The organism is Nocardiopsis sp. CC223A, from assembly GCF_030766825.1.
In the GTDB taxonomy this organism is placed as follows: Bacteria; Actinomycetota; Actinomycetes; order Streptosporangiales; family Streptosporangiaceae; genus Nocardiopsis.
The window spans coordinates 64,056-76,787 of sequence record NZ_JASFDV010000001.1 but is presented as its reverse complement, the minus strand read 5'-3'; the positions used below and the strand labels follow the sequence as shown (position 1 = coordinate 76,787).

Annotated in this window: 12 protein-coding genes; 5 read left to right on the top strand and 7 right to left on the bottom strand. The window is 73.5% G+C overall.

What is annotated here, in order from left to right:
* Positions 1-3: 3 nt before the first annotated feature.
* Together fes and QJS33_RS00390 are read right to left on the bottom strand one after the other, a co-directional pair.
* Positions 4-1,317, bottom strand: a complete 1,314-nt coding sequence (fes, locus tag QJS33_RS00395) for an enterochelin esterase (RefSeq protein ID WP_306365775.1) — start codon at positions 1,315-1,317, stop codon at positions 4-6.
* Positions 1,318-1,345: 28 nt separating this feature from the next.
* On the bottom strand, positions 1,346-1,852 hold the full coding sequence (locus QJS33_RS00390) for a MarR family winged helix-turn-helix transcriptional regulator (protein WP_306365774.1): 507 nt from the start codon (positions 1,850-1,852) through the stop codon (positions 1,346-1,348).
* A 17-nt stretch (positions 1,853-1,869) separates the two neighbouring features.
* Between QJS33_RS00390 and fepB the strand changes: the two genes are divergently transcribed.
* Entirely contained in the window at positions 1,870-2,859 is a 990-nt protein-coding gene (fepB, locus tag QJS33_RS00385) for a Fe2+-enterobactin ABC transporter substrate-binding protein (RefSeq protein ID WP_306365773.1), read from the top strand.
* A 708-nt stretch (positions 2,860-3,567) separates the two neighbouring features.
* Complete coding sequence (locus QJS33_RS00380; RefSeq protein WP_306365772.1) at positions 3,568-6,105, top strand: penicillin acylase family protein; 2,538 nt, start codon at positions 3,568-3,570, stop codon at positions 6,103-6,105.
* A 74-nt stretch (positions 6,106-6,179) separates the two neighbouring features.
* On the opposite strand, the gene QJS33_RS00375 is transcribed toward QJS33_RS00380, so the two are convergent.
* Positions 6,180-7,064, bottom strand: a complete 885-nt coding sequence (locus tag QJS33_RS00375) for an oxidoreductase (protein ID WP_306365771.1) — start codon at positions 7,062-7,064, stop codon at positions 6,180-6,182.
* Between the two features lie 80 nt (positions 7,065-7,144).
* On the opposite strand from QJS33_RS00375, the gene QJS33_RS00370 reads away from it, so the two are divergent.
* Positions 7,145-7,729 (top strand): TetR/AcrR family transcriptional regulator, encoded by a 585-nt coding sequence (locus tag QJS33_RS00370; protein ID WP_306365770.1) that lies wholly within the window; start codon positions 7,145-7,147, stop codon positions 7,727-7,729.
* Positions 7,730-7,739: 10 nt separating this feature from the next.
* Here the strand turns inward: QJS33_RS00370 and QJS33_RS00365 are convergent, their stop codons facing one another.
* Both QJS33_RS00365 and QJS33_RS00360 read right to left on the bottom strand, forming a co-directional pair.
* Positions 7,740-8,213, bottom strand: a complete 474-nt coding sequence (locus tag QJS33_RS00365) for a hypothetical protein (RefSeq protein ID WP_306365769.1) — start codon at positions 8,211-8,213, stop codon at positions 7,740-7,742.
* Between the two features lie 29 nt (positions 8,214-8,242).
* A complete protein-coding gene (locus tag QJS33_RS00360; protein ID WP_372339554.1) occupies positions 8,243-8,506 on the bottom strand; it encodes an ATP-binding cassette domain-containing protein in 264 nt (87 codons plus the stop codon).
* Between the two features lie 188 nt (positions 8,507-8,694).
* Here QJS33_RS00360 and QJS33_RS00355 point away from each other — a divergent pair, with 188 nt between their 5' ends.
* The gene (locus QJS33_RS00355) at positions 8,695-8,889 is read left to right on the top strand and encodes a DUF1918 domain-containing protein (protein ID WP_306365768.1); all 195 of its coding nucleotides are present in this window, start codon (positions 8,695-8,697) and stop codon (positions 8,887-8,889) included.
* A gap of 189 nt (positions 8,890-9,078) precedes the next feature.
* On the top strand, positions 9,079-11,184 hold the full coding sequence (fusA, locus tag QJS33_RS00350; RefSeq protein ID WP_306365767.1) for an elongation factor G: 2,106 nt from the start codon (positions 9,079-9,081) through the stop codon (positions 11,182-11,184).
* A 67-nt stretch (positions 11,185-11,251) separates the two neighbouring features.
* Here the strand turns inward: fusA and QJS33_RS00345 are convergent, their stop codons facing one another.
* The gene (locus QJS33_RS00345) at positions 11,252-11,950 is read right to left on the bottom strand and encodes a hypothetical protein (RefSeq protein ID WP_306365766.1); all 699 of its coding nucleotides are present in this window, start codon (positions 11,948-11,950) and stop codon (positions 11,252-11,254) included.
* Positions 11,947-12,576 carry a TetR/AcrR family transcriptional regulator gene (locus QJS33_RS00340; protein ID WP_306365765.1) on the bottom strand — a complete coding sequence of 210 codons (630 nt, stop codon included), beginning with the start codon at positions 12,574-12,576 and terminating at the stop codon, positions 11,947-11,949. The genes QJS33_RS00345 and QJS33_RS00340 overlap by 4 nt, the downstream gene beginning before the upstream one ends.
* Positions 12,577-12,732: the final 156 nt, after the last annotated feature.

The following is a 12,732-nucleotide window of genomic DNA, read 5'->3' as shown; positions in this document are numbered from 1 at the left end:
CGGTCAGCGTTCCCAGTCGTCGGTGGCGAAGGCCAGGGCGGCCGGCAGTCCGACCCGCCAGCAGGCGCGGTCGTGGCCGCCGTGGTACTCCTCCAGCAGCACTGCGCCCGGGTCGCCGCCCAGGTCGGCGGCGCGGGCGGCCAGGGCGTCGCGCAGCCGCCGGTTGGGGTCGAGCAGGGACCACTCGTGGGTGCCCGCGGAGAGGTGGACGCGGTCGGGGAGGCGGTCGGCGACGGCGACCCGGCCGGTGGTGCGCTCGCTCTCCCCGCCGGTCACCGCCACGTTGGGCCACCAGAACGAGCCGGACTGGGAGACCACCCGGCCGAACCGGTCGGGGTCGGTGAGGGCGGCGTGCATCGCGCTGAGCCCGCCCAGGCTCTGCCCGGCGACGAGGGTGCGCCGGGGGTCGGCGGTGATCCGGTACCGCTCGCCCAGCCAGGGCAGGAGTTCGCCGCCCAGGGCGCGGACGAAGTCGTCGGAGCAGGCCAGCTGTTCGCTGCGGGAGGCGAAGCCCAGGGAGTCCACCATGACGGTGAGCATCGGCGGCAGGGTCCCGGCGTGGACGAGCCCGTCCAGGGCCCGGGGCAGGTCCGCGTACCAGTCCCGGCCGTCCAGCAGCAGGGCGACGGGCCAGGGTCGGCCGCCGGGGGGCCGACGGGCGGGTTCGTGCACCCACACGGGGCGGTCGTCGCCGAGGACGGCGCTGGCGAACCCCTGTTCCTCCACCCGGCCCGCAGGGGCGTCGGGGTCGCCGACCAGTGGGGCGGGCGCCTCGGGCAGGGACACCACGGAGTGGCGGCCGTCCGGCTGCTCGCGGGCCAGCGGGTCGGGGACGGCGTGGGCCAGGGCGGCGAACCAGCGGGCGACGGCCGGGCGGTCCTCGGGTGCGGAGACGGCGAGGGCGCGTTCGCGGCGGATGCGCAGCATCTCGGGCAGGGCGGCGGGGTCGTCCGGCCCGGCGCCGGCGGGGATCGGCGCGATGGTGTAGGAGGCCCGCCAGTCGCCGCGCATCCGGTAGGTGAGGTGCCGGACGTCGGTGCCGGGGACGCGCTCCATGCGGTTGTGGTCGTAGGAGTCGGCGTCGGCGACCTTGTCGGCCACCAGCAGGACGTCGGCGTACTCGTCGCCGCCCCGCCACAGGAAGGTGACGGTGCGGCGGCCCTCGGCGTCGGCCTCCCCCACCAGCGGGGTGCCGGTGCGCCGGACGGACTCCCAGAACCCCGCGGTGTCCCGGGCGGCCTGCGCCACGCAGGGTGTGGGCACGCGCTCGGGACGGACGGTGCGCTTGAGGCGCGGGGGGATCGTGTGGGTCCGCATGCGGCCCCTTCCTCGGTCGTACTCCGGTTCAGGTCTCGGGAACACCCTCGATCTCGGACATCAGGTCGAACAGCGCGACGATCCGGTCCTCGGACAGGGCGCTGAGCGGGGACCGGGCGGTGAGTCCCGCGCCGATGGCCTCGACGATCCGGGTGCCCTCGGCCGTGGGCCGCGCCATGCGCATGCGCCGGTCGCTGATCGAGGCGGTCTTCCTCACCAGGCCGCGTTCCTCCAGCTCCCGGGTGATGACCGAGATCCGCGAGGCGGTGCAGCCCAGCTGCCGGGCCAGCGCCCCCTGGGAGGAGACGTCGTGCAGCGCGCGCAGGGCGCGGGCCTGGAACGCGGTGAGTCCGTGTTCCGCGGCCAGTTCGGACAGCAGGCCCTCCACCCGGTGGGAGACGCGCAGCAGCGCCTCACCCGCGTCCCGCGTCGAGGGCGTACGGGGGTCGGGCCGTCCGGGTGCCCCCGGACCGGCCGACGGCGTCGCCGTCATCCGTTCCTCACCTCCGGTGAAGTTGACATTTAGGATAGCCATACCTAAATATGCTTGTCATGAAGCAAGCAAAGCTCCTGCACAGCCTAGCCGTCGGCTCCGCCCTGGTCATCGCCCTCACCGCCTGTGGAACCGGGGGCGCCACCGACGCCGCCGGGGCGCAGGACGCCGGTGCCGAGGAGACCCGCACCGTCACCCACCTCTACGGCGAGTCCGAGATCCCCGCCGCCCCCCGGAACGTGGTCGCCGCCAGCGTCACCGCCACCCCCGTCCTACTCAGCCTGGACGTCCCGGTGGTCGCCGCGGGCACCACCAGCCCCAGCGCCCTCACCGACGACAACGGCTTCTTCGCCCAGTGGGCCCCGGTGGCCCAGGAGCGCGGTGTCGAACCGCTGCCCGGCCCGGAGATCTCGCTGGAGGCGGTCGCCGCCGCCGGACCCGACCTCATCGTCGGCAACGGCTTCGGGGCCGACGCCATCGACGAGGCGACCTACGAGAAGCTCTCCGAGATCGCACCCACCGTCGTCTACGGCGAGGGCGACGTCTCCTGGGTGGACCTGACCGAGCAGTACGCCGAGGCCCTGGACCGCGCCGACCGGTTCCAGGAGGTCACCGAGGAGTACGACGCCCTGGTGGCGGAGTCCTCGGCGGCGGTCTCCGCCGAGCACCCGGTGGTGATCCTCAGCGTCACGCCCAACGGGTTCAACGTGTTCACCGCCGAGTCCGCCCAAGGCCGCCTCGCCACCGACCTGGGACTGACCCTCCAGGAGCTGCCCGAGGGCGCGGCGGCCGACAGCACGCAGGGCGCGCGCACCGACATCGTCGGCGTGGCCCCCGAGAACGCCGACGCCCTGGGCGACGCGACCCTGCTGTTCGTGAACCCGCAGGGCGACGAGCTCGACTCCTACCTGGAGACGGCCCCCATCCTGGAGAGCCTGGCCGGCTGGGAGGAGGACCGGGCCTTCACCCTGGGCCCGTCGTCGTTCCGGATGGACTACTACAGCGTTCCCCTGCTGGCCGAGCGGCTGGTCGAGGTCACCACGGCCTGAGCGGCCCGACCGCCGCACCCGCCCGAGAACGCCACCGGCCCGTGCCATGATCCGGCCCCGGGTCCGGGCTGAGGGCGGCGATCGGTGATCCGGCCGTCGGACCTGGCCGGGGCACCGACGGTTGCGGACTGCACGAATTTCGCGGTGGCGTTCGTCCTCTTCCGGTACTCATCCGTACACGCGCCACCGCCGTTCGCGGCGGTGGCGTTCTGGACCCGGGGTGGCGCGGTCCTGCCGCCACCGCCCGGCGGTGATCCGGCCGTCGGACCTGGCCGGGGCACCGACGGTTGCGGACTGCACGAATTTCGCGGTGGCGTTCGTCCTCTTCCGGTACTCATTCCGGTACTCATCCGTACACGCGCCACCGCCGTTCGCGGCGGTGGCGTTCCGGACCCGGGGTGGCGCGGTCCTGCCGCCGCCGCCCGGCATCGCGGTGCACACACCGGCGTCCGACGACCGCAAGGGCACCTACTTCGGCCTGTCGGAGCTGCGCCACCTGGGGTTCTTTGTCGGGCCGGTGCCGGGCGGGCGGCTGCCGGAGGCGTCCGCTCCGCTCCACTTCGGGTTCATGGCGGCGGCGGTGTTCCCGGCGGTGGCGCTGTCGGCGCGGGCCCGTCGGGGCCAGATCTGTTTACCCGCAGGTAACAATTGGGTTCCCCGGCCGTCTTGCCCTAGAGCCTGTGACCTGCAACACCCTAAGGTTCCGCCATGGGTGTATTGCGGAAGCGTGTCCTTATTCGTGTTCTTCTGGGCGTTCTATCGACCATCGTGGTGCTCGCACTGGTCGGCGCGCTGCTGGGCGTGTGGACCGTGCGCAGGTCGTTCCCGCAGACCTCCGGCGAGATCGCCCTCCCCGGGCTGAACGCCGAGGTCACGGTGCTGCGCGATGAGTACGGCGTCCCCCACGTGTACGCCGACGACGCACACGACCTCTTCATGGCCCAGGGCTTCGTGCACGCCCAGGACCGGTTCTGGGAGATGGACTTCCGCCGCCACGTGACGTCCGGGCGCACCGCCGAGCTCTTCGGCGAGGCCCAGGTGGACACCGACGTGTACCTGCGCACCATGGGCTGGCGGCGCGTCGCCGAGCAGGAGTACGACCTGCTCGCCCCCGACACCAAGGGCTACCTCGACGCCTACGCCGCCGGGGTCAACGCCTGGCTGGCGGAGCACGACGGGGCCGAGGCGAGCCTGGAGTACGCGCTGCTGGGCGTGCTCAACGGCGGCCACACCATCGAGCCCTGGGACCCGGTCGACAGCCTGGCCTGGCTCAAGGCCATGGCCTGGGACCTGGGCGGCAACATGCGCGAGGAGACCGAGCGCGCCCGGCTGCTCGGCCTCGGGTTCACCGAGGAGCAGATCGCCGAGCTGTACCCGGAGTACCCCTACGAGGAGCACCTGCCGATCACCGACACCGACGAGCTGCTGACCACCGGGCCCGAGAGCGACCCCGCCGACGCGCGGCGCGCCCCCGAACTGCCCGAGGAGGCCGCGGCCGCCGTCGGCGCCGTGTACGACCGCGCGCTGGCCCTGCCCGAGATGCTCGGTCCGCGGAACAGCCCCGACCTGGGCTCCAACTCGTGGGTCGTGGGCGGCGAGCACACCGAGTCGGGCCTGCCGCTGCTGGCCAACGACCCCCACCTGGGTGCGGCCATGCCCTCCACCTGGCACCAGGTGGGCCTGCACTGCACCGAGCTGAGCGAGGCCTGCCCGTTCGACGTCGCCGGGTTCGGGTTCTCCGGAATGCCCGGTGTGGTCATCGGCCAGAACGAGTCGATCGCCTGGGGCTTCACCAACCTCAACCCCGACGTCATGGACCTGTTCGTCGAGCGGATCGAGGGCGACTCCTACATCGTCGACGGCGAGGAGCGCCCCCTCGTGACCCGCACCGAGACGGTGAAGGTCGCCGGCGGCGAGGACGTGGAGTTCACCGTCCGTTCCACCCACCACGGCCCGCTGCTGTCCGACACCGCCTCGGGTGAGAACCTGGCCGGGATCGCCGAGGCCCCGCCGGTGGAGGGCGCCGAGGAGGGCGCCGAGTACGCGGTCTCCCTCCAGTGGACCGCGCTGTCGCCCGGGACCACCGCCGACGCCCTGTTCGTCATGAACCGCGCACGTGACTGGGAGGACTTCCGGCGGGCCGCGAGCGGGTTCTCGGTGCCCGCGCAGAACCTCGTCTACGCCGACAACGAGGGCAACATCGGCTACCAGGCGCCCGGAACGGTCCCGGTCCGGGGCGAGGGCGACGGCCGTTACCCGGCGCCCGGCTGGGACTCGGCCTACGACTGGGAGGGGTACATCCCCTTCGAGGAGCTGCCCAGCGTCCACAACCCGGAGTCGGGGTTCGTCGTCACCGCCAACCAGTCCGGTGTGGACGCCGACTACCCGCACCTGCTCACCGACGACTGGGACTACGGCTACCGCTCCCAGCGCATCAACGACCTGCTGGAGGAGGCGATCGCCGAGGGGCCGGTGACCGGCGAGGACATGTCGGCGATCCACATGGACTCCTACCACCTGGGCGCCGAGGCGATCGTCCCCCACCTGCTGGACGTCGAGCTCTCGGGCACCGCGGCGCAGGCCCGGGAGCTGCTGCGCGACTGGGACCTGTACACCGAGCCCGACTCCGCCGGGGCGGCGTTCTACCAGGCCACCTGGCGGCACCTGCTGCCGGTGCTGTTCGACGAGCTGGACCCGGTCGCGATGACCGGCAACTCGCGCGGCATGTACGTGGTGGGCGCCCTGCTGGAGGACCCCGACTCCACCTGGTGGGCGGGTGAGGAGGCGGACGGCCGCGACGCGGTGCTGGCCGCCGCGATGGAGGCCGCCGCCGAGGAGCTGACGGAGCTGCTGGGCGACGACCCCGCCGACTGGCGCTGGGGCGACCTGCACACCCTGACCGCGACGCACCAGTCGTTCGGCACCTCGGGCATCGGGGTGGTGGAGTGGCTGTTCAACCGGGGCCCGGTGGAGAGCTCCGGCGGGGCGGCGATCGTCAACGCCACCGGCTGGGACGACAAGGAGGGGTACGCGATCACGGCGGTGCCGTCGATGAGGATGGTGGTCGACCTGTCGGACCGGGACGCCTCCACCTGGGTGCACCTGACCGGCAACTCCGGGCACGCGTTCCACCCGAACTACGACGACCAGCTGGAGCCGTGGAGCCGCGGGGGGACGATGCCGTTCGTGTTCGGCGAGGAAGCGGTGCGCGCGGCGGCGGTGGACGAGCTGACACTCGCGCCGTAGCCCGAACGCACCGGGGGCCCGCGCCGGGCCGCTCGCATCCGAGCGGCCCGGCGCGGGCCCCGTGCCGTTCCCGGTCAGCCCTTGAGCGGGAAGGAGACGCCGGTGCGCTCCTCCGACAGCTCCCACAGGCGGCGGGCGGCGTCCTCGTCCTCGGCGGCCGAACTGCGCCAGGACAGGCCGGGGGCGCCCCGCATGCCGCCCGCGCCCCGGGGTCCGGCGAACCCGGCCGGGGGCATGTCCTGGGTGGCCGCGTAGATCGTGGGCAGGGCCCCGGCCGCGGCGCTCTGCGCGAACAGCCGGTTGCCGATGCCGGTGAGCAGCGTCCGGAACACCGCGCTGGCACCGTGGCTCTGGAGGTTGGTGGCGGCGTAGCCGGGGTGGGCGGCCACGGACAGCACCGGCGAGCCGACCTCGGTGAGGCGGCGCTGGAGCTCCAGGGTGAACAGGAGGTTGGCCAGCTTGGACTGGCCGTAGGCCCGGTAGGGCGTGTAGCCGCGTTCGAGGTCCACGTCGTCGAAGCGGATCCCCCGGACCGAGGCGTGCAGCCCGGAGGAGAGCGTGACCACCCGCCCGGTGACGTGCTCCAGCAGCAGGTTGGTGAGGGCGAAGTGGCCCAGGTGGTTGGTGCCGAACTGTAGCTCGAACCCGTCCGCGGTACGGGACCGGGGGACGGCCATGATCCCGGCGTTGTTGATCAGGAGGTGGATGTCACCGCTCCAGCCCCCGGCGAAGGCGCGTACGGAGGACAGGTCGGCCAGGTCCAGGCGGCGTACCTCGGTCTCGCCGGGGATGTCCGCGGCGGCGGCCCGCCCCCGGTCCTCGTCGCGTACGGCCAGGACGACGCGGGCCCCGATCCGGGCCAGCGCGCGGGCGGTCTCCAGACCCAACCCGCTGTTGGCCCCGGTGACGACGGCCGTGGTGCCGGTGAGGTCGGGGAGTGCGACCGGTGTGCTGTTCATGGCCCCACGGTAGGCGCCGACCAGCGAAGTTGTCAACGACAACAATGATGTCGATGCAAACATCCGTTTATGCTGGACCCATGACCGATCGTCCCTACCACCACGGCGACCTGCGGGCCGCCCTGCTCGCGGGGGCCGAACGCGCCCTGGCGGCGCGGGGCCCGGCCGCGCTGTCCCTGCGCGAGCTGGCACGCGAGGCCGGGGTGAGCCACGCCGCGCCCAGCCGCCACTTCCGGGACAAGAGGGCCCTGCTCGACGCGCTCGCCCTCAGCGGCTTCGAGCGCCTCACCGCACAGCTGACCGCGGCCGCCGCCGCACCGGGCGACACCCGCAGCGGCCTGCTCGCCATGGCACGCGTGTACGTGGCGTTCGCCCTGCGCAACGCCGCCCTGCTCGACCTCATGTACTCGCGCAAGCACGACCCCGAGTCCTCCGAGGAGTTGACGGCGGCGGTCGAACGCCTGCTGGACACCATGATGGGGATCATCACCGAGGGCCAGCGGACCGGGGAGATCGCCGCGGGCGACCCCTCGGTCATCGCGTTCACGATGGCGGCGACCCTGCACGGGTTCGCGTCCCTCAACTCCACCACCGCACCGGAGGAGGCCGACGCCCTGCTGCCCGGGGTCATCGACGTCCTGGCCACCGGCCTCCTCCCCCGCTGACCCCGGGCCGTCAGCGCTCCGGCCGGGTGAAGGGGTCGGCGGGCGGGTCGTACACGACCTCCTCGTCCAGCAGCCACACCCAGTCGGGCCGCCATTCGGGGTCCCGGCGGTCCATCTCGGCGGCGACGTCCCCGACGGGCACACCGCCGCCGATCGCGAAGCTCTCCCCGGCCCACGCGGGCCAGTGGTCGTAGGCGCGGTCGACCTCCACCGCCTCCGGGGTGGCGCGGGCGCGCAGGAAGAACCAGCGCCCGTGCTCGGGGTGGGCCTCGGCGCGGCGCAGCTCGAAGCCCGGCAGGCGCAGGGGCACGTACGGCCGGGAGCCGTCCGCGGCGGTCAGGGACGGGGAGGCCGACAGCTCCCCCATCGACACGGTGTAGGTGACCGCTCCGCCGTGGTCGGCGGCCAGGGCGCGCAGGGCGGCGGAGAGCTCCCGGAGGGATTCGGTCTCGGGATGGGGCAGGTCGGTCGGGCCATGGTGCACTCCTGAACGTCGTGGATCCGCGCCGCAGGTTAACGCCCCGCGGGGACGAAGACCGGAGTCGGTGCGCCCACGGGCGGGGCGGGCCGGGGCAGGTCCCGGTAGGGGCGGCCGTCGACCGGCGCCTCGCCGGACGTGGGCGCGGCCGGTCCCGGCAGCATCCGCATCGTGGTGCTCTTGCCCGCCCCGTCGGGCCCCAGGAGACCGGTGACGCGGCCGGCCTCCACCGTGAAGGTGAAACCGTCCACCACCGTCCTGTCCCCGTAGCGCTCGGTCGGTTCCCGCACCGTCGGCATGTGCGACCTCCTCGTGTCGTCCGTCCCGCCCAGCCCGAGGCCGGGCGGACCGCCTGCGCATCGGAGGTTCGTCGGGACCCGGGCACCCCTGTGTGCGTAGGGGGCACCGGGGTCCGGTTCGGGCGGGAGCGGGGCCGGGTAGATCCCCGGTACGGGCCGGGCGGGGGACCGGCCGGAACGGGGGGACGATGCGGGCGAGGATCGGCGACCACGTGCACACGCACGGGGTCACCAGCAGCGACGGGCAGCACACCGGGGAGATCGTCGAGGTGCGCGGGGCCGAGGACGGCCCGCCCTACCTGGTGCGCTTCCCGGACGGGGAGGAACGGCTCATCTACCCGGGGCCGAACACGGTCGTGGAGCCCCGGCGCCCGGTGGACTGACCGGGTGCACGGCGAAGGCGGCGGGTCACGGACCCGCCGCCTTCGCCGTGTACGGGCGTCCGAAAACCGATGGCCCGCCAGGGGTTCCCGCACCTACTCTCCCAGCAGGCGGCAGGCCGTACCCACGGCCGCACAGGCATGCGCGCACCGCCCGATGGTCGCCCCGACGAAGCAGAGAGGAACGGACACATGGCCACCACCACAAGGATGGGACGGGCCTCGGTCCGCAACATCGGGATCATGGCCCACATCGACGCGGGCAAGACCACCACCACCGAGCGCATCCTGTACTACACCGGCACCTCCCACAAGGTCGGCGAGGTGCACGACGGCACCACCGCCACCGACTTCCTGCCCGAAGAGCGCGAGCACGGCATCACCATCGCCTCGGCGGCGGTCACCTGCCGGTGGACGGTCGACGGCGCGACCCACACCGTGAACCTCATCGACACCCCCGGCCACATCGACTTCACCGTCGAGGTGGAGCGGTGCCTGCGCGTCCTGGACGGCGCGGTCGCGGTGTTCGACGCGGTCGCCGGGGTGGAGCCCCAGTCCGAGACGGTGTGGCGCCAAGCGGACCGCTACGGCGTTCCCCGCATCTGCTTCGTCAACAAGATGGACCGGGTCGGCGCGGACATGGCGCGGTGCGTCGAGATGATCGGCGACCGGCTGGGCGCGGTGCCGCTGGTACTGCACCTGCCGATCGGCGCGGAGGCGGGCTTCCGCGGCGTGGTCGACCTGGTCGGCATGCGCGCCCTGGTGTGGTCGGCCGACGCCGGCCTGGGCGAGGCGTACCGGGTCACCGCCGTCCCCGACGCACTGGTCGGGGAGGCGCGGCGGTGGCGCGCCCGCCTGCTGGAGACGGTCGCCGAGCACGACGAAGCACTGATGGAGCTGTACGTCCGGAGTGAGGAACCCGGCGAGGCGGAGCTGCACGCGGCGGTCCGGCGGTTGACCGTCGGATCGGTGGACGGCCCCGTCACGGTGACGCCGGTGCTGTGCGGCACCGCGTTCAAGAACAAGGGGGTGCAGCCGCTGCTGGACGCCGTGGTCCGCTACCTGCCCTCCCCGCTCGACGCGGGCGAGGTGTCCGGGGTCCGCCCCGGGGACGCGGGTACGGCGGTCGCGCACCCTCCGTCCGAGGACGCGCCACTGGCGGCGCTGGCCTTCAAGATCACGGGCGACCCGCACCTGGGCCGCCTGACGTTCGTCCGGCTGTACTCCGGTTCGCTGAACACCGGCGACCGGGTGTACAACCCGCTGCGGGGAGAGAAGGAGAGGATCGGCAAGATCTACCGTGTGCACGCCGCGACCCGCGAGGAGATCCCCACCGCGGTCGCCGGTGACATCGTCGCCGTCATGGGGCTGCGCCGGACCGGCACCGGGGAGACCCTGTGCGACGCGGCGGACCCGATCGTGCTGGACGCCATGGACTTCCCCGATCCCGTCATCGAGGTCGCGGTGGAGCCGCGGTCCCGGTCCGAACGGGACCGGCTGTCGTCGGCGGTCGTCCGGCTGTCGGAGGAGGACCCGTCCCTGCGGGTGCACACCGACGCCGAGAGCGGGCAGACCATCCTGGGCGGCATGGGCGAGCTGCACCTGGAGATCCAGGTCGCCCGGCTGCTGCGCGAGTTCGGCGTCCAGGCCCGGGTGGGTCGGCCGCGCGTCGCCTACCGGGAGACCATCCGGCGGGCGGTCGCGGCGGTGGACCGCACGCACCGGAAGCAGACCGGCGGCCGGGGCCGGTTCGCCCGGGTGCGGATCGCCGTCGAGCCGTTCGAGGGCGGGTACGAGTTCGTGGACGAGGTGACCGGCGGCCGGGTGCCGCGGGAGTTCGTCCCCGCGGTGGACAGGGGATGCCGGGACGCGCTGCGGCTCGGTGTCCTGGCCGGGTACGAGGTGACCGGGGTGCGGGTGCGCCTGCTGGACGGGGCGTTCCACACCGAGGACTCCTCTGAGCTTGCGTTCCGGACGGTGGCGCTGGACGCGATGAAGGAGGCCCTGGTGCGGGCCGACCCGGCGCTGCTGGAGCCGGTGATGGCCGTGGAGGTGACGACGCCCGAGGACTGCATGGGCGACGTCATCGGCGACCTCAACGTCCGGCGCGGCCGGGTGCGGTCGCTGGCGGAGCGGCGCGGGGCCCGGGTGGTCTCGGCGGCGGTGCCGCTGGCGGAGATGTTCGGCTACGTGGGCGATCTGCGCGGCCGGACCTCGGGCCGGGCGTCCTTCGCCATGGAGTTCGACTCCTACGCGCAGGCGCCCGACGCGGTGGCCGCGGCGGTGATCGGCCGGTAGGCCGGGCCCCGTCCCCGTCACGGGGGCGGGGCCCGGTCCGTGCGGGGACCGCCCGGGAGCCGTGCCGTCAGGGATGGGGGGTGGCGCGCAGCAGGACGAGCTGGTCGTGGGTGTCCAGGACGGATTCGGCCAGACCGATGTCCACGTCCTCCAACTCCTTGAACAGGGTCTCCATCAGGGGGATCAGGTCGAGCAGCCAGATCACCACCTGGGGGTGGCGCACGGTCGGCGAGGTGGCCACCACGGTTCCCGCCGTGTCGGCGAACTGGCGCAGGGCCCGGGGGTGGTCCTCCCAGTGCCGCAGCCGGTGGGTCCAGGTCTCCAGGAACGGGGACAGGTCGTCGAAGGCGGTGGCCAGCGTGTCCAGGATCAGGACGGCCGGGCGCTCCTCGGGCTCGCGGTCCAGGGTGCGCACCCACAGGGCGACGAAGCAGGCGCGGACGGCGGCGCGCTCGTCGGCGGGCCACTGCCACCAGCGGGCCAGATCCAGCTTGGCGGCCACCGTGTCGATGTCGATGAGCCCGCCGCCGGGCAGGGCGAGGTCGAGGATACGCGGCAGGAAGTGGCGCAGGTCGTCGACGCCGCCCCAGGTCGTGAGGACCTTGGCCACGAACCGGTGCAGGTCGTCCTCGCCGAGTTCGCGCAGGGGCGAGCGGCGCAGCAGGTCCTGGTCCTCGTCCGTGACACAGTGCGGGCAGCCGTCGATGCGGGCCGCCAGGCGATGGCGCGCGAACACCGCGTACAGCCGCTCGACCGCCTCCCTCACCGCACCTCCTCCCCGGTGAACGGATCGACGCCGATCAGGCGGCCGATGGTGTGGGCTGTGGCGGCCGCCATGTCCACGGCGTCCGGGCACAGCAACCACTGCACCCGGAGGCCGTCGACGACGGCGACGATGGAGGCGGAAACCGGCCCCGGGTCGAGTTCGGCGGTGATCTCCCCGTCCTCGCGGGCCTCGGTCAGCGCCTCGGCGACCGTCTCGCGCAGCCCGTCGTAGCGGCACCGGAAGTACTCCTGCGCGGGATGGCCCTCGGTGACGCTCTCCGCCGACAGCACCGTGTGGAGGCGGACGACGCCCTCGGCCCCGGCGTTGCACCGGGCCATGTCCACGAGGTGGCGCAGGAAGGCCAGGCCGCGCGGCCGATCCGCGCCGCCGTGCTCCGCGGTGGCGTCGCACAGGTCCAGGACCCCGGTGAGCAGGTCGGCCTTGGACGGGAAGTAGTGGAGGACGCCCGCCTGGGTGAGTCCTGCCCGGTCGGCGATCTCGGCGAGGGACGCCTTGTGGTAGCCGCGCGTCGCGAAGGCCTCCGTCGCGGTCCGCAGGATCTCCTCCCGCCGCCGGTCGCGATCGCCCCGCGGTGCCCGGCGCCGACCCGGACTCGTTCTGCTCACCCGCAGGAGTCTACGGTCCCGCGGCCGTGGAAAGACCCACAACCCTTGGTGCTGCGGCTTTTCCGTTACCTACCGAGCACTCGGTAGACGCATGGGGCAGGGCCCGGCCGGGCGTTCCCGTGCCACCGGCACGCCATCGGCACGGCCGTCGGCGGC